Consider the following 20,085-nt stretch of genomic DNA (forward strand, 5'->3'; position numbering starts at 1 on the left):
TGCTCATCCACGCGACCCCGGCGATGATGCCTGCCACTACGAACGCCGCAAAGCCGAGCCAGAGCGCCGCACCGGTGAACGAGCGGGCACTCGGGTCGGTGTAGCGCGCCTGGGCGCTCATGGTGCTCACTACGCCGGGCCGCAGCTTCCATTCGACGACGTCCGAGGAGATCTGATCGCCGTTGGTCGACGTCACCTCTCCGGGGAACGACACGCTCAGCGACACGTCGGCGTCCGGGTCGTTCAGCAACGTCAGGTCGGCACGCCCATCGAGGATCACCAGGTCACCGGCGCGCCGCAGGGAGATGTCGACACCCGCCGCATCGCGATTCATGTTCGCCAGCTGGGGGAGTTCGGCGAAGGTCAGGTCGGAGAACACCGCCTGGGTGCCGACGTAGTCGTCGCGCTGATAGTTCGAGACGGACACCTTGTTGCTGAACGGCAGCGTGTTGAGGAGCTGCGGTCCCTTGTCGTCGTCGTTGCGCGGTTTGGCGGCCGCGATGATCTGGCCGGACACCCGGTCGTCGGGCGACACCGTGATCGACGCACGCACCCGCACGCAGCCCACCGCCATTGGGACGATCACCAGCAGCAGGAGCAGGGCCAGCACCCGGTTGCGGCGTGGCGTGCGGCCTATGGTTCGGCTCCGGCGGTCGGGCACTCGGTCATCGTGCCAGATGTACCGGGGCTATAGCGGCAGTGACCGGCCGAGGATGGCGAACGGCCTGGGGTCGCCTGCGAAGTGGTAGCCGCGGATCACGTCGGTGAAGCCGAGCCGGCGATACAGCCTCCACGCGCGGTTGGACTCACCGTTGATCTCCGGTGTGGAGAGCAACACGTGCGGTTCCCCGCGTCCGGCGAGCAGCCGTCGGGCCAGGGCTTCGCCGAGACCCCGGCCCTGAGCGTGGGGATGAATGTGCAGCTCGGTGAGCTCGAAGTAGCTGGTCATCAGCGCAGCGATGTGTGAGCTGTCGGTTCCGCCGCGCTGCAGGCCTGCGACCACCTGTTGTTGCCACCACTGATCGGGTGCGCCGCAGTAGCCGTAGGCGATACCGAGCATGGGGGCCTCGGCCAATTCGGCGTCGGCGTTGGGCGCGTCGATGGCGGCCACCGCCTTCCAGCCCCGCCTGCGGGTGTGTTCCAGCCACATCGAGGCACGTTGCTCCTCGGTGCCGCGCGGGTACCGCATCGCGTCGACGTAGACGCCGAGCGCGTCGCCGAGGCGCCTGGCCATGTCGCCTGGCGACAGTTCGATGAGAATCGTCGACAACCCTTGGTGCCCCTCGCGGTCTGGAGTGCGGAGTCGATGCCATTATCCGGTCACTCTTCGGTCATTGGCATGGCGGCTCGGCGGGTGTGGTGAACGCCGTACAATCGGGCACTGAACAAGGTGGTACGGCTCAGATCGAGCTCGTATCATTACTGTCAGGCGCTCGGACACCCGAGCACACACGACGGTTTTGACAATCGTGACGGACGCGGCAAAAGGGAGGCACGGATGCCACTCTCCGATCATGAGCAGCGCATGCTCGACCAGATCGAGAGCGCTCTCTATGCCGAGGACCCCAAGTTCGCCTCGAGCGTTCGTGGTGGCAACCTTCGTGCCCCGTCGGCCAGGCGCCGGCTGCAGGGTGCATCGCTGTTCGTAATCGGCCTGGCCATGCTGGTTTCCGGCATAGCGTTCCGGGCCACCTGGATCGGCGGTCTGCCGATTCTGTCCGTGGTGGGATTCGTGATCATGTTCGGCGGCGTGGTGTACGCGATCACCGGACCGCGGGTCGCCGGTGGCAAGGATCGTCCTGGCTCGGAATCCGGTGCGCCGCGGCAGAAGAAGTCGAAGGGCTCCGGCGGTTCGTTCACCAATCGCATGGAAGACCGGTTCCGCAGGCGCTTCGACGAGTGATCCGCTCGTTGGTTCAGGGGTAGCTTCCGCGGGAGCTGCCCCTGAACTCCTTCGCCACCTTCTCTTGGTTAGTCGGTGGCCTTTGCTTTTCGGTTTGCCTCCCGGCGTCGAGCCGGGTGGAGCGACACGCCGGATTCCCGGCGGCTAGGCCAGTCGGCAGGCGAGACGCCCCACTGAGCCCCACTCCCGTGTTTGAGCACGTCTAGCTGCGGTTTCACGTCTGCGTGCGACGCGGCGTCATCGACGCGCGTCCGAAAAGTGACTGGTCGGTGGTGAACGGTGGGGCATGCGCCCAAACTTTTGCCAGCAGATGGAGCGAAGTGGGGGATTGTGGGGTAAAGTGGCGTGCATCGGAGCGACCGGGGCTCCGAGTGGCTGGAGGTGGCGGGATGTTTCTCGGCACCTACACGCCAAAACTCGACGACAAGGGGCGGCTCACGCTGCCCGCCAAGTTCCGCGACGCGCTGGCAGGAGGATTGATGGTCACCAAGAGCCAAGATCACAGCCTCGCCGTCTACCCGCGCGCCGAGTTCGAGGCATTGGCGGACCGGCTGACACAGGCGTCGCGGAGCAACCCGGAAGCCCGCGCCTTCCTGCGCAACCTGGCCGCAGCCACCGACGAACAACATCCCGACGCACAAGGCCGCATCACCCTGACGGCCGATCACCGCCGGTACGCAAACCTGACCAAGGAGTGCGTGGTGATCGGTTCGATTCAGTACCTGGAGATCTGGGACGCCCAGGCCTGGCAGGACTACCAGGAGACACACGAAGAAAACTTCTCCGCGGCCAGCGATGAAACTCTGCGCGACATCATTTGACCCGGCCGCTGTGCCGGACACGGCCCGTGCAACGTGGCCTCTGCCCGAACCGGCCCTGGCGTACTTCCCCAACGCCAGGTCCGCAACCTCGGACAGGGACCTCGTTGCAAGGGCCTTCGGCAGCGGGCTGGAGCGAAGCGAAGGTGCGGCGATGCCTGACGATCACGGACACGTCCCGGTCCTGCTCGACCGCTGCGTCGAACTGCTGACACCCGCGTTGACCCGACACGATGCCAACGGTGCCGGCGCCGTCCTGGTCGACGCCACGCTCGGCGCGGGCGGCCATGCCGAGCGGTTCCTCACCGATCTGCCAGGGCTGCGGCTGGTCGGCCTCGATCGCGACCCCACTGCATTGGGTATCGCGGGCGAGCGGCTGGCGACGTTCGGTGACCGGGTCACGCTCGTCCGGACCCGCTACGACGGCTACTGGGCCGACCGTGACGACGAAGCCGTCGATGGCGTCCTGTTCGACCTCGGCGTCTCGTCGATGCAGTTGGATCGCGCCGAGCGGGGCTTCTCCTACTCCAAGGACGCCCCGCTGGACATGCGGATGGATCCCGACGCTCCATTAACCGCCGCCGAGATCATCAACACCTACGACGCCAGGGAGCTGACGCGGATCCTGCGGGTGTTCGGTGAGGAGCGCTTCGCCTCGAAGATCGCCGGCGAGATCGTCCGGCGGCGCGCCCGCACACCGTTCACCACCACCGGCGAGCTCGTCGAGCTGCTGTACGACGCCATCCCGGTGCCGGCCCGCCGCACCGGCGGTCACCCGGCCAAGCGCACCTTCCAGGCGTTGCGCACCGCCGTCAACGCCGAACTCGAATCGCTGAGCGAGGCGGTTCCCGCTGCGATGTCGGCATTGTCGGCGGGCGGGCGCATCGTCGTCATGGCCTATCAGTCGCTGGAAGACCGGATCGTCAAGGGTCTGTTCGCCGTCGCGACGGCGTCCCGCACGCCGGCCGGCCTGCCGATCGAATTGCCCGGCCACGAGCCGGATTTCGTGTCACTGACCCGTGGTGCCGAGAAGGCGGACGGCGCCGAGATCGAACTCAATCCGCGTAGCGCATCCGTTCGACTCCGAGCTCTGGAAAAGGTTGTCAGAAGGGAAGTTTCGTGATGGCCAAGCGACCCGAACCAGTACGCAACAGAGAGGAGCGCCGCCGCGGCACCCGCGAACCCATCCAGCGCCGTGCCAAGGACGCGCCGCCGCGCAACCGTCGCGCGACGCGGGAGCAGCGGCCGCCACGCTCGGCGCCGCAGACCAGCCCGATCCCGAGGATCACTGAAGGGCCCGCCCGGCCGAAGAACGCCGCTCAGGCCAAGGCGCGCGCAAACGCCCGCAAGGCCAAGGCGCCCAAGGTCGTTCGGCCGCCACTGCGCGAGCGACTGCTAGTCAGACTGGCGTCGATCGAACTCGACCCCCGCCGGCTCGTCACCAGGGTGCCGTTCGTGGTGCTGGTGATCGGGGCGCTGGGCCTCGGGCTCGCCGTCACGCTGTGGCTGTCGACCGACGCTGCGGAGCGCTCGTATCAGTTGGGCCACGTCCGCGAGACCAATCAGGCCCTGCTTCAGCAGAAGGAGGCGTTGGAGCGCGACGTCCTCGAGGCGCAGGCCGCACCTGCCTTGGCGGAGGCCGCACGCGAGCTCGGCATGATCCCGTCCAAGGACACCGCGCACCTGGTGCAGGACCCGGCGGGCAACTGGATGGTGGTGGGCACTCCCAAACCGGCCCAAGGAGTTCCGCCGCCACCGCTTAACACGCCGCTACCCGAGGACGCTCCACCCGCCGCGCCGGCCCCGCCTGCGCCGCGCGTGATCGAACCCCGCGAGGTGGCGGTCCACCTACCGCCGAGACCCGTGCCCCTGCCCAATCCGGAGGTGCCCGTCCCCGCCGCGGCGCTGGCCGGCCCTGCTGTCCCCGCCGCCCCGGCGGCGGTCCCCGGGGCCGAGGTCCCGGCTGCCCCGGCTGCCCCGGCCGCCCCGGGCGCCGCGCCCGTCCCGGTGGACCCGGCGCTGGCGCCAGTTCCTGCGCCCGTTCCGGCTCCCGCCGGCATTCCAGTGGCTGGTGACACCACGCACCTCGCCGCACCGCTGGCGCCCGCGCTGCCGGGGCCGCCACCAGGTGCCGAGATCCCGGTCGCGCCGGTCCCGGGCCCCGCCGCATGAGCCGCAACGACCGCAAGAAGCCGGACGCGGCGAAGTCACGGACCGACCAGTCGCATTCCGCGCGTGCCCGCCGCACCCGCGAGCCGGCGGCCGACACCGGTTTGCGCAGTGCGTCTTTCGTCTTCCGGCACCGGGTCGGCAACTCCGTCGTCGCGCTGCTGCTGGTGGTCGCGGCCGTGCAGCTGTTCAACCTCCAGGTGTCGAAGGCGGAGGGCCTGCGCGCCGAGGCCGCCGGTCAGCTCAAGGTCACCGATGTCGAGAAGGCCGTGCGCGGCAGCATCGTCGACCGCAATGCCGACAAGCTGGCGTTCACCATCGAGGCCCGCGCGCTGACCTTCCAGCCGATCAAGGTCCAGAAGCAGCTCGCCGAGACCAAGGCCAAGACGCCAAGCGCGCCGGACCCGGCCAAGCGGCTCGCGGAGATCGCCGCGGGCGTCTCCGGTCTGCTGAACAACAAGCCGGACACCGCGACCATCCTCAAGAAGCTGACCGGCAAGGACTCCTTCGTCTACCTGGCCCGCGCCGTTGATCCCGCGATCTCCGATGCGATCACCACCAAGTACCCCGAGGTCGGTGCCGAACGTCAGGACATCCGTCAGTACCCCGGCGGATCGCTGGCCGCCAACATCGTCGGCGGCATCGACTGGGACGGGCACGGGCTGCTTGGCCTCGAGGACTCGCTCGACGCGAAGCTGGCTGGCACCGATGGGTCGGTCACCTATGACCGCGGCTCCGACGGCGTGGTCATCCCTGGCAGCTACCGCAATCGCCACGACTCGGTGGACGGGTCGACCATTCAGCTGACCATCGACGACGACATCCAGTTCTACGTCCAGCAGCAGGTGCAGCAGGCCAAGGCCCTGTCCGGCTCCAAGAACGTGTCCGCCGTCGTGCTGGACGCCAAGACCGGAGAGGTTTTGGCGATGGCGAACGACAACACCTTCGACCCGAGCCAGGACATCGGCAGGCAGGCTGACCGCGAACTGGGCAACCTCGCGGTGTCCTCGCCGTTCGAGCCGGGTTCGGTGAACAAGATCATCACCGCCTCCTCGGCCATCGAGTTCGGTCTGACGAACCCCGACGAGGTGCTGCAGGTACCCGGCGCCATCGACATGGGCGGCATCACCGTCCATGACGCCTGGGAGCACGGCGTCACGGGGTACACCACCACCGGGATATTCGGCAAGTCCTCGAACGTCGGCACGCTGATGCTGGCCCAGCGGGTCGGCCCGGAACGCTGGGCCGACATGGCCGACCGGTTCGGCCTCGGGCGGCGCAGCGGCGTCGGGTTACCGGGTGAGAGCGAGGGCCTGGTCCCGCCGATCGACCAGTGGTCGGGGAGCTCGTTCGCCAACCTGCCCATCGGACAGGGTCTTTCGATGACACTGTTGCAGATGACCGGGATGTACCAGGCGATCGCCAACGACGGGCTCCGGATTCCGCCCCGCATCATCAAGTCCACCATCGCGGCCGACGGCACGCGGACCGACGAACCGCGGCCCGAAGGGGTGCGGGTGGTGTCCCCGGAGACGGCAAAGACCGTGCGCAACATGTTGCGGGCCGTCACCCAGCGCGACCCGCAGGGCACCCAGCAGGGCACCGGCTCGGGGGCCGCGGTCGAGGGCTACCAGATCGCTGGCAAGACCGGAACGGCACAGCAGATCAACCCTGGGTGCGGCTGCTACTACGACGACGTCTACTGGATCACCTTCGCCAGCATGGCGCCCGCCGACGATCCCCATTACGTCGTTGGCGTGATGATGGACAATCCGCACCGCACGGCTGACGGGTCGCCTGGCACGACGGCAGCACCGCTGATCCACAACATCGACGCCTGGCTGCTACAGAGGGAGAACGTGCCGCTGTCGCCGGACCCGGGCCCGCCACTGACCCTGCAAGCCTGAGCGACGGGGCGCCAACAACCGGGCCGGTACTGTGTCATGGCCATGAAATTGCGTCCCAGCCACCCCGTTGGTGAAGACCTCGCGTCGCTGGCGGAGCATGTGTGTGCGGTCACCGCACCGGGCTCGGATGCGTCCGGAGTCCCGATTACCGGGGTGACGCTGCGCAGCCAGGACGCCGGGACCGGTGACCTGTTCGCCGCGTTGCCCGGCGGGTCGGCGCACGGGGCCGGGTACGCGCGCGACGCCGTGGGTCGTGGTGCCGTCGCCGTGCTCACCGATCCGGACGGCGTCGAGGTGCTCGGTTCCGACGTCGGCGTGCCGGTGTTGGTTCACCCGTCGCCGCGCACGGTGCTCGGCGAGGTGGCCGCCACCGTCTACGGTCACCCGTCGCGGCAGATGCGCGTCATCGGCGTCACGGGAACGTCCGGCAAGACCACGACCTCCTATCTGGTCGAGGCAGGCCTGCGTGCGGCCGGGCGGGTGGCCGGTTTGATCGGGACGGTGGGGATCCGGATCGACGGCCGCGACGAGCCCAGCGCGTTGACCACCCCTGAAGCACCCGATCTGCAGGCGCTGCTGGCCCTGATGGCCGAACGCGGGGTGGACACCGTGGTGATGGAGGTGTCCAGCCACGCGTTGGCGCAGGGCCGGGTCGATGCCCTGCACTTCGCGGTCGGCGGCTTCACCAATCTGTCGCGTGACCACCTCGACTTCCATCCCACTATGGCGGACTACCTCAATGCCAAGGCGCGGCTCTTCGATCCCCAGTCATCAACCCACGCAGACGTTTCCGTGGTGTGCGTCGACGACGAAGCGGGCCTGACCATCGCGGCGCTGGCAGACCGGCCGGTCACCGTCGGCATCGTGAACCGCGAGGCGACCTGGCGCACCGAGGACATCCACGACGTCGAACGGGGCGGCCAGCAGTTCGTGGCCGTGGACCCGGTTGGCGTGCACCACGGCCTTCGGATCGGATTGCCCGGTCGCTACAACGTCGCCAACTGCCTACTGGCGGTGGCGCTTCTTGACGCGGTCGGGGTGTCACCGGAGGCGGCCGCGCCCGGCCTGCGGACGGCCGCCGTGCCTGGCCGGCTGCAGCCGATCGACCGCGGCCAGGGGTTCCTTGCGCTCGTCGACTACGCACACAAGCCGGGCGCGTTGCGGGCGGTGCTCGAGACGTTGCGCGAGCAGACCCCTGGTCGCATCGCCGTGGTCTTTGGGGCGGGCGGCAACCGCGATGCGGGCAAGCGCGAACCGATGGGCCGGGTCGCGGCCGAACTCGCCGACCTCGTCGTGATCACCGACGACAACCCGCGCGACGAGGTCCCGGCCGACATCCGCGCGACTGTCTTGGCGGGGGCGAAGGCCGTGGCAGGGCCCGCGACCAGCGTGGTCGAGATCGGTGACCGGCGGGAGGCCATCGAGCACGCGGTGGGCTGGGCCCGAGACGGCGACGTCGTGCTCGTCGCGGGCAAGGGCCACGAGGCCGGCCAGACCAGCGGGGGCCAGACCCGGCCGTTCGATGACCGCGGCGAGTTGGCCAGGGCGCTCGAAGTACTGGGGCATCGCGCGTGATCGACCTGACCCTCGCGCAGATCGCCGACATCGTGGGCGGCGACCTGGCCGACGTCTCGCCCCGGGACGCCGAAGCCACCCGGGTCACCGGCACCGTCGAGTTCGATTCCCGCGCGCTGAGCCCGGGTGGACTGTTCCTGGCACTCCCCGGCGCGCGGTCCGACGGGCACGACTTCGCCGCCGCCGCGGTGGCCGCCGGTGCGGTGGCGGTGCTCGCCGCCCGCCCCGTTGGCGTGCCCGCCGTCGTGGTGAAACCCGCGGGCACCGACGTCGACTCGAGCGCGAGCGTCCTCGAACACGACACCGACGGGTCCGGTGCCGCGGTACTGGCCGCGCTGGCCCGGCTGGCCGCCGCGGTGGCGGCCGAACTGGTGGCCGGGGGCCTGACGATCATCGGGGTGACCGGCTCGTCGGGAAAGACGTCAACCAAGGACCTGCTGGCCGCAGTGCTTAGCCCTCTGGGTGCGGTGGTGGCGCCGCCGGGCTCGTTCAACAACGAGTTGGGGCACCCGTGGACGGTGCTGCGCGCGACCACCGACACCGATTATCTGATCCTGGAAATGTCGGCGCGCCACCGCGGCAACATCGCCGCGCTGGCCAGGATCGCGCCGCCGTCGATCGCCGTCGTGCTCAACGTCGGCACCGCCCATCTCGGTGAGTTCGGCTCGCGCGAGGCCATCGCCGCGACGAAGGCCGAACTGCCGCAAGCAGTTCCGGCGTCAGGTGTGGTGATCCTCAACGCCGATGACAGCGCGGTGGCCGCGATGGCGGACGACACCGCCGCGCGCGTGGTCCGGGTGTCGCGTTCGCCTGGCGCCGACGTCTGGGCCAGCGACGTCACCCTCGACGAGGTGGCCCGGCCGCGATTCACGCTGCACGCCGCTCCCGGTGAGGTGCCGGTCGAACTCGCGGTGCACGGCGACCATCAGGTGTCCAACGCGCTGTGCGCGGCTGCGGTCGCGCTGGAGTGCGGGGCGGGCCTGGATCAGGTCGCCGCGGCACTCGCGGCGGCCGGTCCGGTGTCGGCGCGCCGCATGCAGGTGAGCACCCGAAGCGACGGGGTGACCGTGATCAACGACGCCTACAACGCCAACCCGGACTCGATGCGGGCCGGGCTCAAGGCGCTGGCCTGGATGGCTCGGTCTCCTGCAGCCGACGGTGCCGACCGCCGCCGCAGTTGGGCGGTGCTTGGCGAGATGGCCGAACTCGGCGACGACGCGATATCCGAGCATGACAGCATCGGTCGACTGGCCGTGCGCTTAGATGTGTCACGACTCGTCGTCGTCGGAACCGGGAGGTCACTGAGCGCGATGCACCAGGGGGCGGTGATGGAGGGATCGTGGGGGAGTGAGTCAACCATGGTCGCCGATGCCGACGCCGCGTTGGCGCTGTTACGGGCCGAACTGGGCGAGGGGGACGTGGTTTTGGTGAAGGCATCGAAGGTGGCAGGTCTCGCCGCGCTGGCCGACGCACTCGTCGGGGACTCGACTCGATGAGACAGATCCTCATCGCCGTCGGCATCGCGCTGGCGGTGTCGATCCTGCTGACGCCCGCGCTGATCCGGCTGTTCACCCGCCAGGGGCTCGGCCACGAGATCCGTGAAGACGGGCCGCCAAGCCACCACAAGAAGCGCGGCACACCGTCGATGGGCGGCGTTGCCATCCTGGCAGGCATCTGGGCGGGCTACCTGGGCACCCACCTGGTCGGGCTCGCGCTCGACGGTCGCGGTCCCTCCGCGTCGGGCCTGCTGGTCCTGGGGTTGGCCACCTCGCTGGGCGCCGTCGGGTTCGTCGACGACATGATCAAGATCCGCCGCTCGCGTAACCTCGGCCTGAACAAGACCGCGAAGACGGTCGGCCAGCTGGCCGCCGCGGTGCTGTTCGGGGTGCTCGCGCTGCAGTTCCGCAACTCCGACGGGCTGACACCCGGCAGCGCGGAGTTGTCGTACGTACGCGAGATCGCCACGGTGACCTTGGCGCCGACGGTGTTCGTGCTGTTCGTCGTGGTTCTGGTCAGCGCGTGGTCCAACGCGGTGAACTTCACCGACGGCTTGGACGGGCTGGCCGCCGGGGCCATGGCCATGGTGACCGCCGCCTACGTGCTGATCACCTTCTGGCAGTTCCGCAACGCCTGCGCCACCGCCCCGGGACTGGGTTGCTACAACGTGCGCGACCCGCTGGATCTGGCGCTCGTCGCCGCGGCAACAGCGGGCGCCTGCATCGGGTTCCTGTGGTGGAACGCGCCCCCCGCCAAGATCTTCATGGGTGACACGGGGTCGTTGGCTCTGGGCGGCATCATCGCGGGTCTGTCGGTCACCAGCCGCACCGAGACACTCGCCATCGTGCTCGGAGCGCTGTTCGTCGCCGAGGTGACCTCGGTCGTCGTGCAGATCATGGCGTTCCGCACCACTGGCCGGCGGGTGTTCCGCATGGCGCCCTTCCACCATCACTTCGAGCTGGTCGGGTGGGCCGAGACCACGGTGATCATCCGGTTCTGGTTGTTGACGGCGATCGCGTGCGGTCTCGGCGTCGCGCTCTTCTACAGCGAATGGCTGGCCACCGTCGGCGCTTAGCCAGCGCTAGTGCGCGTGCATTTCGCGACACGCGCCGGATGTACCCGTCGATACGGGGGTGACGGGGGAGGATTTTGGGGTGCAAGGGACAAACGAGTCTGCTGTTGCTTCTGTGACTGCTGTGATTGATGTGGTCAGGTAGCTGGCGGTGAGCACGATCCTTGCCCGATTGCGGCTGCGGCGCGGCGGCGCCGATGGCGCCTCCGACCAGGCTGCGCCGGTGCAGACCGACACCGTCCCGCGCACTCGATTCGGCGTCTGGCTGAGCCGTCCGATGACGTCCTTCCACCTGATCATCGCGGTGGCGGCGCTGCTGGTCACCTTGGGTCTGACCATGGTGCTGTCGGCCTCAGGGGTGCACTCGTACGACGAGGACGGCTCGCCATGGGTGATCTTCGCCAAACAGGTGTTGTGGACCTTCGTCGGCCTGATCGCGTTCTACATGGCCCTGCGGATACCGGTGAGCCTGATGCGGCGGCTGGCCTTCCCAGGCTTCGTCATCACGATCGTCATGCTCGTTCTGGTGCTGATCCCCGGAATCGGCAAGGAGGCCAACGGCTCCCGCGGCTGGTTCGTCGTCGCCGGGTTCTCCATGCAGCCCTCCGAGTTGGCCAAGATCGCGTTCTTGATCTGGGGGGCGCACATCCTGGCGGCGCGCCGGTTGGAACGCGCGTCACTGCGCGAGATGCTCTTCCCCCTGGTGCCTGGCGCGGTGCTGGCGCTGTTCCTCATCGTGCTGCAGCCCGACCTCGGGCAGACGGTGTCACTCGGCATCATCCTGCTTGGACTGCTGTGGTACGCCGGACTGCCGCTGCGCGTGTTCGTCAGCTCCCTGGTGGCCGTGATGCTGTCGGCGGCCGTGCTGGCGGTGTCGGAGGGCTACCGATCCGATCGCGTCCAGTCCTGGCTCAACCCCGGCGCCGATTCCCAGGGTTCGGGGTATCAAGCCCGGCAGGCCCGGTATGCGCTGGCCAACGGCGGCATATTCGGTGACGGCCTCGGCCAGGGCACCGCGAAGTGGAACTATCTGCCCAACGCGCACAACGACTTCATCTTCGCGATCATCGGGGAGGAACTGGGGTTCGTCGGGGCGGTCGGGTTGCTGCTCCTGTTCGGCTTGTTCGCCTACACCGGCATGCGGATCGCGCGGCGCTCGGCCGATCCGTTCCTGCGCCTGCTGACCGCCACCACGACGTTGTGGGTGCTCGGCCAGGTCTTCATCAACGTCGGCTACGTGGTTGGGCTGCTGCCGGTCACCGGCCTGCAGTTGCCACTGATTTCGGCGGGCGGAACTTCCACGGCCACAACGCTTCTGATGATGGGCGTGATGACCAACGCGGCGCGGCACGAGCCCGACGCGGTGGCCGCACTGCGCGCCGGACGTGACGACCGGGTGAACCGGCTGCTGCGGCTGCCCGTTCCCGACCACTATTCACCCAGCCGGTTGGAGGTGGCGCGCGACCGGCTGCGGACCCGGCCCAAGGCGCAGGCGGCACTCAAACCGAAGCCCAAGTCCAAGGCAAAGTCGAAGCCCGAGGCCAAGGCAAAGTCGAAGCCCTGGCGCACGCCGGTCAAGGACGACCCGAGGCGAACTGCCCAGGCGGCCGATCGACCGGTGCGGCGCTCAGGGCATCATGGAGGCCGTCAGCGCGAACAGGGCCGTCGGGCTCGCTCACTGGAAGGCCAGCGTCACGGGTGAATGACCCCGCAATGTCCGCTCCCCGGGGGCAGGAGCGAAGCGACCGCGGGATTTCCGCTCCTCGGGGGATTTCGGTCGTTCTCGCAGGTGGAGGTACCGCGGGGCACGTGGAGCCGGCGATGGCCGTGGCCGATGCCCTGATGGCGCTCGATCCGGGCATTCGGATCACGGTGCTTGGCACGGAGCGTGGATTGGAGACCCGGTTGGTGCCCGAGCGCGGCTACCACCTCGAACTCATCACCCCGGTGCCGCTGCCGCGGAAACCATCGGGTGACCTGATTCGGCTCCCACTGCGGGTGTGCAGGGCCGTTCGGCAGACGCGTGCGGTGCTCGACGACGTCGCTGCCGACGTGGTCATCGGCTTCGGTGGCTATGTCGCCCTGCCCGCCTATCTGGCCGCCCGCGGTGGCGTGCGCAGGCGCCGGGTGCCGGTGGTGGTCCACGAGGCCAACGCGAGCGCGGGGTGGGCCAACCGGGTCGGTGCCCGCTCGGCGCGACGCGTGCTGTCCGCCGTACCGAATCCGGGACTGCGCCACGTCGAGGTGGTCGGGGTTCCGGTCCGGGCGACGATCACGTCGCTGGATCGGACGGCGCTGCGCGCCGAGGCGCGCGCCCACTTCGGCTTCTCCGACGACGCCAGGGTGCTGTTGGTGTTCGGTGGGTCCCAGGGTGCGCAATCGATCAACCGTGCCGTCGCCGGCGCCGCAGAAGTTCTTGCCGCGGCCGGTGTTTCGGTGCTGCACGCGCACGGGCCGAAGAACGTGCTCGATCTTCGCGCGCCCGCCGCCGACGATCCGCCGTACGTCGCGGTGCCTTACCTGAGCCGGATGGATCTTGCCTACGCCGCCGCCGACCTGGCCATCTGCCGGTCCGGCGCGATCACGGTCGCCGAGGTCAGCGCCGTCGGCCTGCCCGCGATGTACGTGCCGCTGCCGATCGGCAACGGCGAGCAGCGGCTCAATGCGCTCCCCGTGGTCGACGCGGGCGGCGGCCTCATCGTGGACGACGCCGACCTGACCCCGGCGTTCGTCGCCGACACCGTGGCCGGACTGCTCGGTGACCCGCCCCGGCTGGCGGCGATGACGGCATCGGCGGCGCTGGCCGGTCATCGCGATGCCGCGCAACGGGTTGCGGACGTGGCGCTCGAAGTCGCGAGCGCGTTTCGGAGGGCAGGAGCGAAGCGACCCGGGAAGGCGTTCCGGAGGGGGTCGCGGTGACGGTCCCGGCGCTGCCCGCCGAGTTGGAGCGGGTCCACATGGTCGGCATCGGGGGAGCGGGAATGTCGGGCATCGCCCGCATCCTGCTGGACCGCGGCGGGCAGGTATCGGGCTCGGATGCCAAGGAGTCCCGCGGGCTGGCCGCGCTGCGTGCCCGCGGTGCGCAGATCCGGATCGGCCACGATGCGTCGTCCCTCGACATGCTGCCCGGCGGGCCGACTGCCGTGGTCAGCACGCACGCCGCCATCCCGAAGACCAACCCCGAACTCGTCGAGGCGGGCCGCCGCGGCATCCCGGTGATCATGCGGCCTGCGGTGCTGGCTAGGCTGATGGACGGCTACACCACCGTGATGGTGACCGGCACGCACGGCAAGACGACGACCACGTCGATGGTCATCGTCGCGTTGCAGCACGTCGGCTTCGATCCATCGTTCGCGGTGGGGGGCGACCTCGGCGAGGCAGGCACCAACGCCCACCATGGCAGCGGCACGTCCTTCATCGCCGAGGCCGACGAGAGCGATGGCTCGCTGCTCGAGTACACCCCGGACGTCGCGGTGGTGACCAACATCGAGGCCGACCACCTGGACTTCTTCGGCAGCGCCGAGGCTTACGGCGCGGTCTTCGACCAGTTCGTCGAGCGGCTGCGGCCCGGCGGCGCGCTGGTGGTCTGCGCCGACGATCCCGGTGCCGCCGCGCTGGCCGAGCGGTCCGCCGCAGGCGGTGTGCGGGTGCTCCGTTACGGCAGTGGCGATGATCCGAATCTTGCTGGGGCCCTGCTGAATTGGGAACAGCAGGGCACGGGCGGCGTGGCGACCATTCAGTTGGCCGGCGAGTCGCATCCCCGCGGAATGCGACTGGCGGTGCCGGGCAGGCACATGGCGCTCAACGCGTTGGCGGCGGTGCTCGCGGCAACGGAAGTCGGCGGGAGCGCGGACTCGGTACTCGACGGCCTCGCAGGGTTCGAGGGCGTGCGGCGCCGCTTCGAGTCGGTTGGCACGTCTGCGGGTGTCCGTGTCTTCGATGACTACGCGCACCATCCGACCGAGGTCCGCGCGACGCTCGAGGCCGTGCGCGGTGTCGCGGGGGAGTCCCGCTCGATCGTGGTTTTCCAGCCCCACCTCTACTCCAGGACCAAGACCTTCGCCCGTGAGTTCGGCTCCGCGCTGTCCGCCGCCGACGAGGTGTTCGTGCTCGATGTCTATGCGGCCCGCGAACTTCCACTGGCCGGGATCAGCGGCGCCAGCATCGCCGAGCACGTGACGGCCCGTGTGCGCTACCTGCCCGACTTCTCCACGGTCGCCGGGATCGTCGCTGCGGCGGCCCGGCCCGGCGACGTCATCGTCACGATGGGTGCGGGCGACGTCACGCTCCTCGGACAGGAGATCCTGGCGGCTCTGCAGGTGGAGGCCAACCGCCGCGCGCCGGGGCCGCAGTCGCGATGACCGGCCCCACCGACACCGACGAGGGCGCAGGCGATGGCGCAGACGAGGGCGCCGGGAACCCCGTCCCCGGTGAACCGGCCGAAACGGCCGAGACCGTCGAGACCGCCGATGACGTCGATTCCGCCTGCTCGGATGAGACCGCCCCCGAACCGGACGTCGAGGGCCCTCGGCGTCGGGCCAGGCGCGAGCGTGAGGAACGCCGCATGGCCCAGGCCAGGGCGACCGCAATCGAGCAGGCTCGCCGCGAGGCCAAGAAGCGGGCCGTGGGAGAACCGACCGATCAGACGAAAACCCCTGCGCGAGGCCTGATTCGGGGTCTCAAGGTGCTGATGTGGTCGGCGGTGGCAAGCGTGGTGGCGGTCGGGTTGGGCCTGCTGTTGTACTTCACTCCCATCATGGCCGCCCGCGTCACCGTGATCACCGGCCTGACTACGGTGAGCGAGGAGGAAGTCGCTCAGGCCGCCGCGATCGTGCCGGGGACGCCACTGCTGCAGATCGACACCGACGCCGTCGCCGAGCGGGTCGCGACCATCCGGCGCGTGGCCAGTGCCAGGGTGCAACGCGAATACCCCTCGACAGTGCGCATCACCGTCGCCGAGCGCATCCCCGTGGTGGTCAAGGACTATCCCGACGGCCCGCACCTGTTCGACCGCGACGGGGTGGACTTCGCCAGTGCACCGCCGCCGCCGGGGCTGCCGTATCTGGACGCCGACACCCCTGGCCCGAGTGACGACCCCACGAAGGCGGCCCTGCAGGTTCTGCTTGCGCTGCGGCCCGAGGTGTCGGGTCAAGTGACTCGCATCGCCGCGCCTTCGGTCGCGTCGATCACCCTGACGCTCGTCGACGGCAGGGAGGTGATCTGGGGGACCACCGACCGAACCGAGGAGAAGGCCCTCAAGCTGGGGGCCCTGCTGACCCAGCCCGGTCGAACCTACGACGTGTCCAGCCCGGATTTGCCGACGGTCAAGTAGCGGCACGGTCCGGAGAAACCCGGAAAATGCGCGGAAATCGTCGGCGCGCCTGCACGGATACCCCGCGTGCTCGCCCTACCGTTCTTTTTGCACGGATCTACTTGACATAACTCTAAGCCTATGGTTGAGGTTGAGGGTTTGCGACAGGGAGTTCCTGCACCACGAAGCAATCCAGGGAGGAACACGACCCATGACGCCCCCGCACAACTATCTCGCCGTCATCAAGGTGGTCGGCATCGGTGGCGGCGGCGTGAATGCCGTCAACCGGATGATCGAACAGGGTCTGAAGGGCGTGGAGTTCATCGCCATCAACACCGACGCCCAGGCCCTGTTGATGAGCGACGCCGACGTCAAGCTCGACGTCGGCCGTGATTCCACCCGCGGACTCGGAGCAGGCGCTGACCCCGAGGTCGGACGCAAGGCCGCAGAGGACGCCAAGGACGACATCGAGGAGCTGCTCCGCGGCGCCGACATGGTGTTCGTCACCGCTGGCGAAGGCGGTGGCACCGGCACAGGAGGTGCGCCGGTCGTCGCGACGATCGCGCGCAAGCTGGGCGCGCTCACCGTCGGCGTGGTGACCCGGCCGTTCTCCTTCGAGGGCAAGCGCAGAAGCGATCAGGCCGAGACGGGCATCTCCTCGTTGAGGGAGAGCTGCGACACCCTCATCGTCATCCCCAACGACCGCCTGCTGCAGATGGGCGACGCCGCCGTCTCGCTGATGGACGCGTTCCGCAGCGCCGACGAGGTGCTGCTCAACGGCGTGCAGGGCATCACCGACCTGATCACCACGCCGGGCCTGATCAACGTGGACTTCGCCGACGTCAAGGGCATCATGTCGGGCGCAGGCACCGCCCTGATGGGCATCGGCGCGGCGCGTGGCGACGGCCGTGCGCTCAAGGCCGCCGAGATCGCGATCAACTCACCGCTGCTCGAGGCGTCGATGGAGGGCGCTCAGGGCGTGCTCATGTCGGTGGCCGGCGGCAGCGATCTCGGGCTGTTCGAGATCAACGAGGCGGCATCGCTGGTGCAGGACGCCGCGCATCCCGAGGCCAACATCATCTTCGGCACCGTCATCGACGACTCGCTCGGCGACGAGGTGCGCGTCACCGTCATCGCGGCCGGGTTCGACGCCCAGGGTCCGAGCCGCAAGCCGGTCGTCGGCGCGGGGCAGGGCATCGCCCCCGGCAAGGCAGGCAAGGTCACCTCGCCGGTCTTCGAACCGGTCGATCCGGCGAGTGTGCCGCTGCACACCAACGGGGCGACGGTGAGCATCGGCGGCGGTGGCGGCGATGACGACGACGACGTCGACGTGCCGCCCTTCATGCGCCACTGATCCTCCGCGCGAGCAGTCCGCAAGCGGCTCCAACAAAAGTGCCCACATTCGCGGCGTTTCGGGTACTTTTCCGTCTGCTCGCGGGGGTCCGGATACTGACGACATGAGCTACTCCATCCGGCGCGTGACCACCACCCGTGCGGGCGGTGTCTCGTCGGCGCCGTTCGACAGCTTCAACGTGGGCGACCACGTGGGCGACGACCCCGACGCGGTCGCGGCCAACCGACGACGTCTCGCCGAAGGGATCGGGCTGACGGACCGCATCGTCTGGATGCACCAGGTGCACGGTGACCGGGTCGTGACGGTGGACGGGCCCGGCCACACCGTCGACAATGCCGACGGATTGGTGACGACCAAACCTCGATTGGCATTGGCGGTGGTAACCGCCGATTGCGTCCCGGTTTTATTGGCGGACGCTCGTGCCGGCGTGGTGGCCGCCGTGCATGCGGGCCGCGTCGGCGCACAGAACGGTGTCGTGGTCCGCGCGGTCGAGGAGATGCTGCGGGCGGGTGCGCACGCCGCGGACATCTCCGTGCTGCTCGGTCCTGCCGCCAGTGGTCGCAACTACGAGGTGCCCGCGGCCATGGCCGCCGACGTGGAGGCGACGCTGCCCGGCAGCCGCACCACGACCTCCCGTGGCACGGCCGGTATCGACCTCAGGGCCGGAATCACAAGGCAACTCAAGGAATTGGGCGTCCCGTCGATCGCCGTCGACCCGCGTTGCACTATCGAGGACGACGCCCTGTTCAGTCACCGGCGGGGTGCGCCGACCGGACGGCTGGCGTCATTGGTGTGGATGGAATGATCACGCCGCGGGAAGCCGAACTCGCCGAGTCGCTGGCCGGGGTGCGGGCGCGTCTCGAGCGCGCCGCGGCGGCAGCGGGGCGCGCCGCCGGAGAAATTGAATTACTCCCCGTCACCAAATTCTTTCCGGCCTCCGATGTAATTCTCCTGACCAAACTCGGATGCACCGCATTCGGCGAATCACGCGAACCGGAAGCGTCGAATAAGGTCGCCGAAGTGGCGGCGCTTTTGTCTGATGAAGCGCCAGTGCCCGTAGTTCGCTGGCACATGGTGGGCACGATCCAGCGCAAGAAGGCGCGCACCGTCGCGGCGTGGGCGTACGCCGCGCACTCGGTGGACAGCGGCGCCCTGCTCGGTGCGCTTGGCCGGGCGGCGGCCCTGGCGCTGGAAGAGGGACGGCGTAGCGCACCCCTGCGGGTCTATCTCCAATTGAGCCTCGACGGCGACCCGGCCCGCGGCGGCGTGGACGTCAGTCGTGCGGACCTCGTGGACGAGCTGTGCGCGCTCGCCGACGAGACCGCCGGGCTGGACTTCGTCGGCCTCATGGCGATCCCGCCCCTTGACGCCGATGCGGGCGAGTCCTTCGCGCGTTTGGAAGCCGAGCTGGACCGGGTACAGACCTTCTACCAGCAACGGCTCGGTCTCTCGGCAGGCATGTCGGGGGACCTCGAGACGGCGGTCAAACACGGCTCGACCTGTGTGCGTGTCGGTACCGCCCTTCTGGGGCAACGTCCTCTAACGTCACCCTGAGTAGTCACTCCAGTCACATCTTCATCACAGACAACACAGAACCTCAGTCATCAGAAGGGTCTCCGATGAGCACACTGCATAAGGTCAAGGCCTACTTCGGTATGGCACCGATGGACGACTACGACGACGAGTACTACGACGACGAGGACCGTTCATCGCGGCCCTACTCTTCCCGCCGCCCCCGCGAGGAGCGCTTCGAGGACGACGGCTACGGGCGCCTGGAGAGCAGGGGCTACGACGAGCGCATCGGCACCCGCGAGTTCGAGCGCGAATTCGCCGATGCCCCGGCCGGCTACCGCGGCGGCTACGACGAGGCACCCTTCCGCGGCAGGGCCGGCGCCGAGCGCCCGCGCTTCAACACTCTGCGCGGCGCCACCCGCGGGTCGGTGGCCATGGAGCCCCGCCGGATGGCGGCGCTGTTCGACGAGGGCAGCCCGCTGTCGAAGATCACCACACTGCGCCCCAAGGACTACAGCGAGGCGCGCACCATCGGTGAACGCTTCCGCGACGGCACCCCGGTGATCATGGACCTGGTGTCGATGGACAACGCCGACGCCAAGCGCCTGGTCGACTTCGCCGCCGGCCTCGCGTTCGCGCTGCGCGGTTCCTTCGACAAGGTCGCGACGAAGGTCTTCCTGCTCTCGCCCGCGGACGTCGACGTCAGCGCCGACGAGCGCAGGCGTATCGCGGAGGCCGGGTTCTACGCCTACCAGTAGGTCGAGCGGTCTCATCGGGGACGGGTAGGCTGGCGGCAAATCGCTTGTCGTACCGCCTGTATGCCTACCTGTATTCAATGTCACACAGCTTGGAGTGAGGTCGCCCAGTTGGCCCTGTTCTTCGAGATTCTGGGCTTCGCGTTGTTCGTCTTCTGGCTGCTGCTCATCGCCCGGGTCGTTGTCGAATTCATTCGTTCCTTCAGTCGCGA

The 20,085-nt window shown here is 69.0% G+C and carries 18 protein-coding genes and 1 pseudogene; 17 read left to right on the forward strand and 2 right to left on the reverse strand.

The genetic code is table 11. From position 1 onward, the window contains the following. On the reverse strand, positions 1-661 hold a 661-nt coding region (locus QOC69_RS19185; RefSeq protein WP_526442450.1), incomplete at its 3' end, for an LppM family (lipo)protein. Positions 662-688: 27 nt separating this feature from the next. After that, on the reverse strand, positions 689-1,234 hold the full coding sequence (locus tag QOC69_RS19190) for a GNAT family N-acetyltransferase (protein WP_526442478.1): 546 nt from the start codon (positions 1,232-1,234) through the stop codon (positions 689-691). Between the two features lie 264 nt (positions 1,235-1,498). Between QOC69_RS19190 and QOC69_RS19195 the strand changes: the two genes are divergently transcribed. The 17 genes and pseudogenes from QOC69_RS19195 to QOC69_RS19275 form a co-directional block, all read left to right on the forward strand. Next, entirely contained in the window at positions 1,499-1,903 is a 405-nt protein-coding gene (locus QOC69_RS19195) for an SCO2097 family morphological protein (RefSeq protein ID WP_526442452.1), read from the forward strand. A 389-nt stretch (positions 1,904-2,292) separates the two neighbouring features. Then, a complete protein-coding gene (gene mraZ, locus QOC69_RS19200; protein ID WP_184446087.1) occupies positions 2,293-2,724 on the forward strand; it encodes a division/cell wall cluster transcriptional repressor MraZ in 432 nt (143 codons plus the stop codon). Beyond that, a complete protein-coding gene (gene rsmH / locus QOC69_RS19205) occupies positions 2,699-3,844 on the forward strand; it encodes a 16S rRNA (cytosine(1402)-N(4))-methyltransferase RsmH (protein WP_526442454.1) in 1,146 nt (381 codons plus the stop codon). The genes mraZ and rsmH overlap by 26 nt, the downstream gene beginning before the upstream one ends. Then, complete coding sequence (gene ftsL, locus QOC69_RS19210; protein WP_526442456.1) at positions 3,841-4,893, forward strand: cell division protein FtsL; 1,053 nt, start codon at positions 3,841-3,843, stop codon at positions 4,891-4,893. The genes rsmH and ftsL overlap by 4 nt, the downstream gene beginning before the upstream one ends. Then, complete coding sequence (locus tag QOC69_RS19215) at positions 4,890-6,797, forward strand: peptidoglycan D,D-transpeptidase FtsI family protein (protein ID WP_526442458.1); 1,908 nt, start codon at positions 4,890-4,892, stop codon at positions 6,795-6,797. The genes ftsL and QOC69_RS19215 overlap by 4 nt, the downstream gene beginning before the upstream one ends. A 42-nt stretch (positions 6,798-6,839) precedes the next feature. Further along, positions 6,840-8,372, forward strand: coding sequence for a UDP-N-acetylmuramoyl-L-alanyl-D-glutamate--2,6-diaminopimelate ligase (locus tag QOC69_RS19220; protein ID WP_526442460.1), 1,533 nt, complete (start codon positions 6,840-6,842; stop codon positions 8,370-8,372). Continuing rightward, positions 8,369-9,868 (forward strand): UDP-N-acetylmuramoyl-tripeptide--D-alanyl-D-alanine ligase, encoded by a 1,500-nt coding sequence (locus tag QOC69_RS19225; RefSeq protein ID WP_526442462.1) that lies wholly within the window; start codon positions 8,369-8,371, stop codon positions 9,866-9,868. Before QOC69_RS19220 ends, QOC69_RS19225 begins: the two co-directional genes overlap by 4 nt. Then, entirely contained in the window at positions 9,865-10,944 is a 1,080-nt protein-coding gene (mraY, locus tag QOC69_RS19230; RefSeq protein WP_526442464.1) for a phospho-N-acetylmuramoyl-pentapeptide-transferase, read from the forward strand. The genes QOC69_RS19225 and mraY overlap by 4 nt, the downstream gene beginning before the upstream one ends. A gap of 220 nt (positions 10,945-11,164) precedes the next feature. Next, a complete protein-coding gene (ftsW, locus tag QOC69_RS19235) occupies positions 11,165-12,643 on the forward strand; it encodes a putative lipid II flippase FtsW (RefSeq protein ID WP_526442480.1) in 1,479 nt (492 codons plus the stop codon). 11 nt (positions 12,644-12,654) lie between these two features. Continuing rightward, complete coding sequence (gene murG / locus QOC69_RS19240) at positions 12,655-13,860, forward strand: undecaprenyldiphospho-muramoylpentapeptide beta-N-acetylglucosaminyltransferase (RefSeq protein ID WP_526442466.1); 1,206 nt, start codon at positions 12,655-12,657, stop codon at positions 13,858-13,860. Between the two features lie 38 nt (positions 13,861-13,898). Next, on the forward strand, positions 13,899-15,302 hold the full coding sequence (gene murC, locus QOC69_RS19245; RefSeq protein WP_526442483.1) for a UDP-N-acetylmuramate--L-alanine ligase: 1,404 nt from the start codon (positions 13,899-13,901) through the stop codon (positions 15,300-15,302). After that, entirely contained in the window at positions 15,299-16,273 is a 975-nt protein-coding gene (locus tag QOC69_RS19250; RefSeq protein ID WP_526442468.1) for a cell division protein FtsQ/DivIB, read from the forward strand. Before murC ends, QOC69_RS19250 begins: the two co-directional genes overlap by 4 nt. A gap of 190 nt (positions 16,274-16,463) precedes the next feature. Beyond that, a complete protein-coding gene (ftsZ, locus tag QOC69_RS19255; protein WP_526442470.1) occupies positions 16,464-17,606 on the forward strand; it encodes a cell division protein FtsZ in 1,143 nt (380 codons plus the stop codon). A 103-nt stretch (positions 17,607-17,709) separates the two neighbouring features. Next, positions 17,710-18,411 (forward strand): peptidoglycan editing factor PgeF, encoded by a 702-nt coding sequence (pgeF, locus tag QOC69_RS19260; protein ID WP_526442472.1) that lies wholly within the window; start codon positions 17,710-17,712, stop codon positions 18,409-18,411. Next, entirely contained in the window at positions 18,408-19,160 is a 753-nt protein-coding gene (locus QOC69_RS19265; protein WP_526442474.1) for an alanine racemase, read from the forward strand. The genes pgeF and QOC69_RS19265 overlap by 4 nt, the downstream gene beginning before the upstream one ends. Before the next feature lie 65 nt (positions 19,161-19,225). Continuing rightward, positions 19,226-19,876, forward strand: a complete 651-nt coding sequence (locus tag QOC69_RS19270; RefSeq protein WP_526442476.1) for a cell division protein SepF — start codon at positions 19,226-19,228, stop codon at positions 19,874-19,876. A gap of 108 nt (positions 19,877-19,984) precedes the next feature. Next, a pseudogene (locus QOC69_RS19275) lies at positions 19,985-20,085 on the forward strand (YggT family protein); the annotation flags it as partial.

The organism is Mycobacterium sp., assembly GCF_032162105.1.
GTDB lineage: Bacteria > Actinomycetota > Actinomycetes > Mycobacteriales > Mycobacteriaceae > Mycobacterium.

Excerpts from the sequence above, each read along its gene's own strand:
- QOC69_RS19270 (WP_526442476.1), top strand. The coding sequence starts at position 19,226 with ATGAGCACACTGCATAAGGTCAAGGCCTACTTCGGTATGGCACCGATG.
- murC (WP_526442483.1), top strand. The coding sequence starts at position 13,899 with ATGGTCGGCATCGGGGGAGCGGGAATGTCGGGCATCGCCCGCATCCTG.
- QOC69_RS19215 (WP_526442458.1), top strand. The coding sequence starts at position 4,890 with ATGAGCCGCAACGACCGCAAGAAGCCGGACGCGGCGAAGTCACGGACC.
- QOC69_RS19250 (WP_526442468.1), top strand. The coding sequence starts at position 15,299 with ATGACCGGCCCCACCGACACCGACGAGGGCGCAGGCGATGGCGCAGAC.
- ftsZ (WP_526442470.1), top strand. The coding sequence starts at position 16,464 with ATGACGCCCCCGCACAACTATCTCGCCGTCATCAAGGTGGTCGGCATC.
- QOC69_RS19190 (WP_526442478.1), bottom strand. The coding sequence starts at position 1,234 with ATGGCCAGGCGCCTCGGCGACGCGCTCGGCGTCTACGTCGACGCGATG.
- mraZ (WP_184446087.1), top strand. The coding sequence starts at position 2,293 with ATGTTTCTCGGCACCTACACGCCAAAACTCGACGACAAGGGGCGGCTC.
- mraY (WP_526442464.1), top strand. The coding sequence starts at position 9,865 with ATGAGACAGATCCTCATCGCCGTCGGCATCGCGCTGGCGGTGTCGATC.
- QOC69_RS19195 (WP_526442452.1), top strand. The coding sequence starts at position 1,499 with ATGCCACTCTCCGATCATGAGCAGCGCATGCTCGACCAGATCGAGAGC.
- QOC69_RS19220 (WP_526442460.1), top strand. The coding sequence starts at position 6,840 with ATGAAATTGCGTCCCAGCCACCCCGTTGGTGAAGACCTCGCGTCGCTG.
- murG (WP_526442466.1), top strand. The coding sequence starts at position 12,655 with ATGTCCGCTCCCCGGGGGCAGGAGCGAAGCGACCGCGGGATTTCCGCT.
- QOC69_RS19265 (WP_526442474.1), top strand. The coding sequence starts at position 18,408 with ATGATCACGCCGCGGGAAGCCGAACTCGCCGAGTCGCTGGCCGGGGTG.
- pgeF (WP_526442472.1), top strand. The coding sequence starts at position 17,710 with ATGAGCTACTCCATCCGGCGCGTGACCACCACCCGTGCGGGCGGTGTC.
- rsmH (WP_526442454.1), top strand. The coding sequence starts at position 2,699 with ATGAAACTCTGCGCGACATCATTTGACCCGGCCGCTGTGCCGGACACG.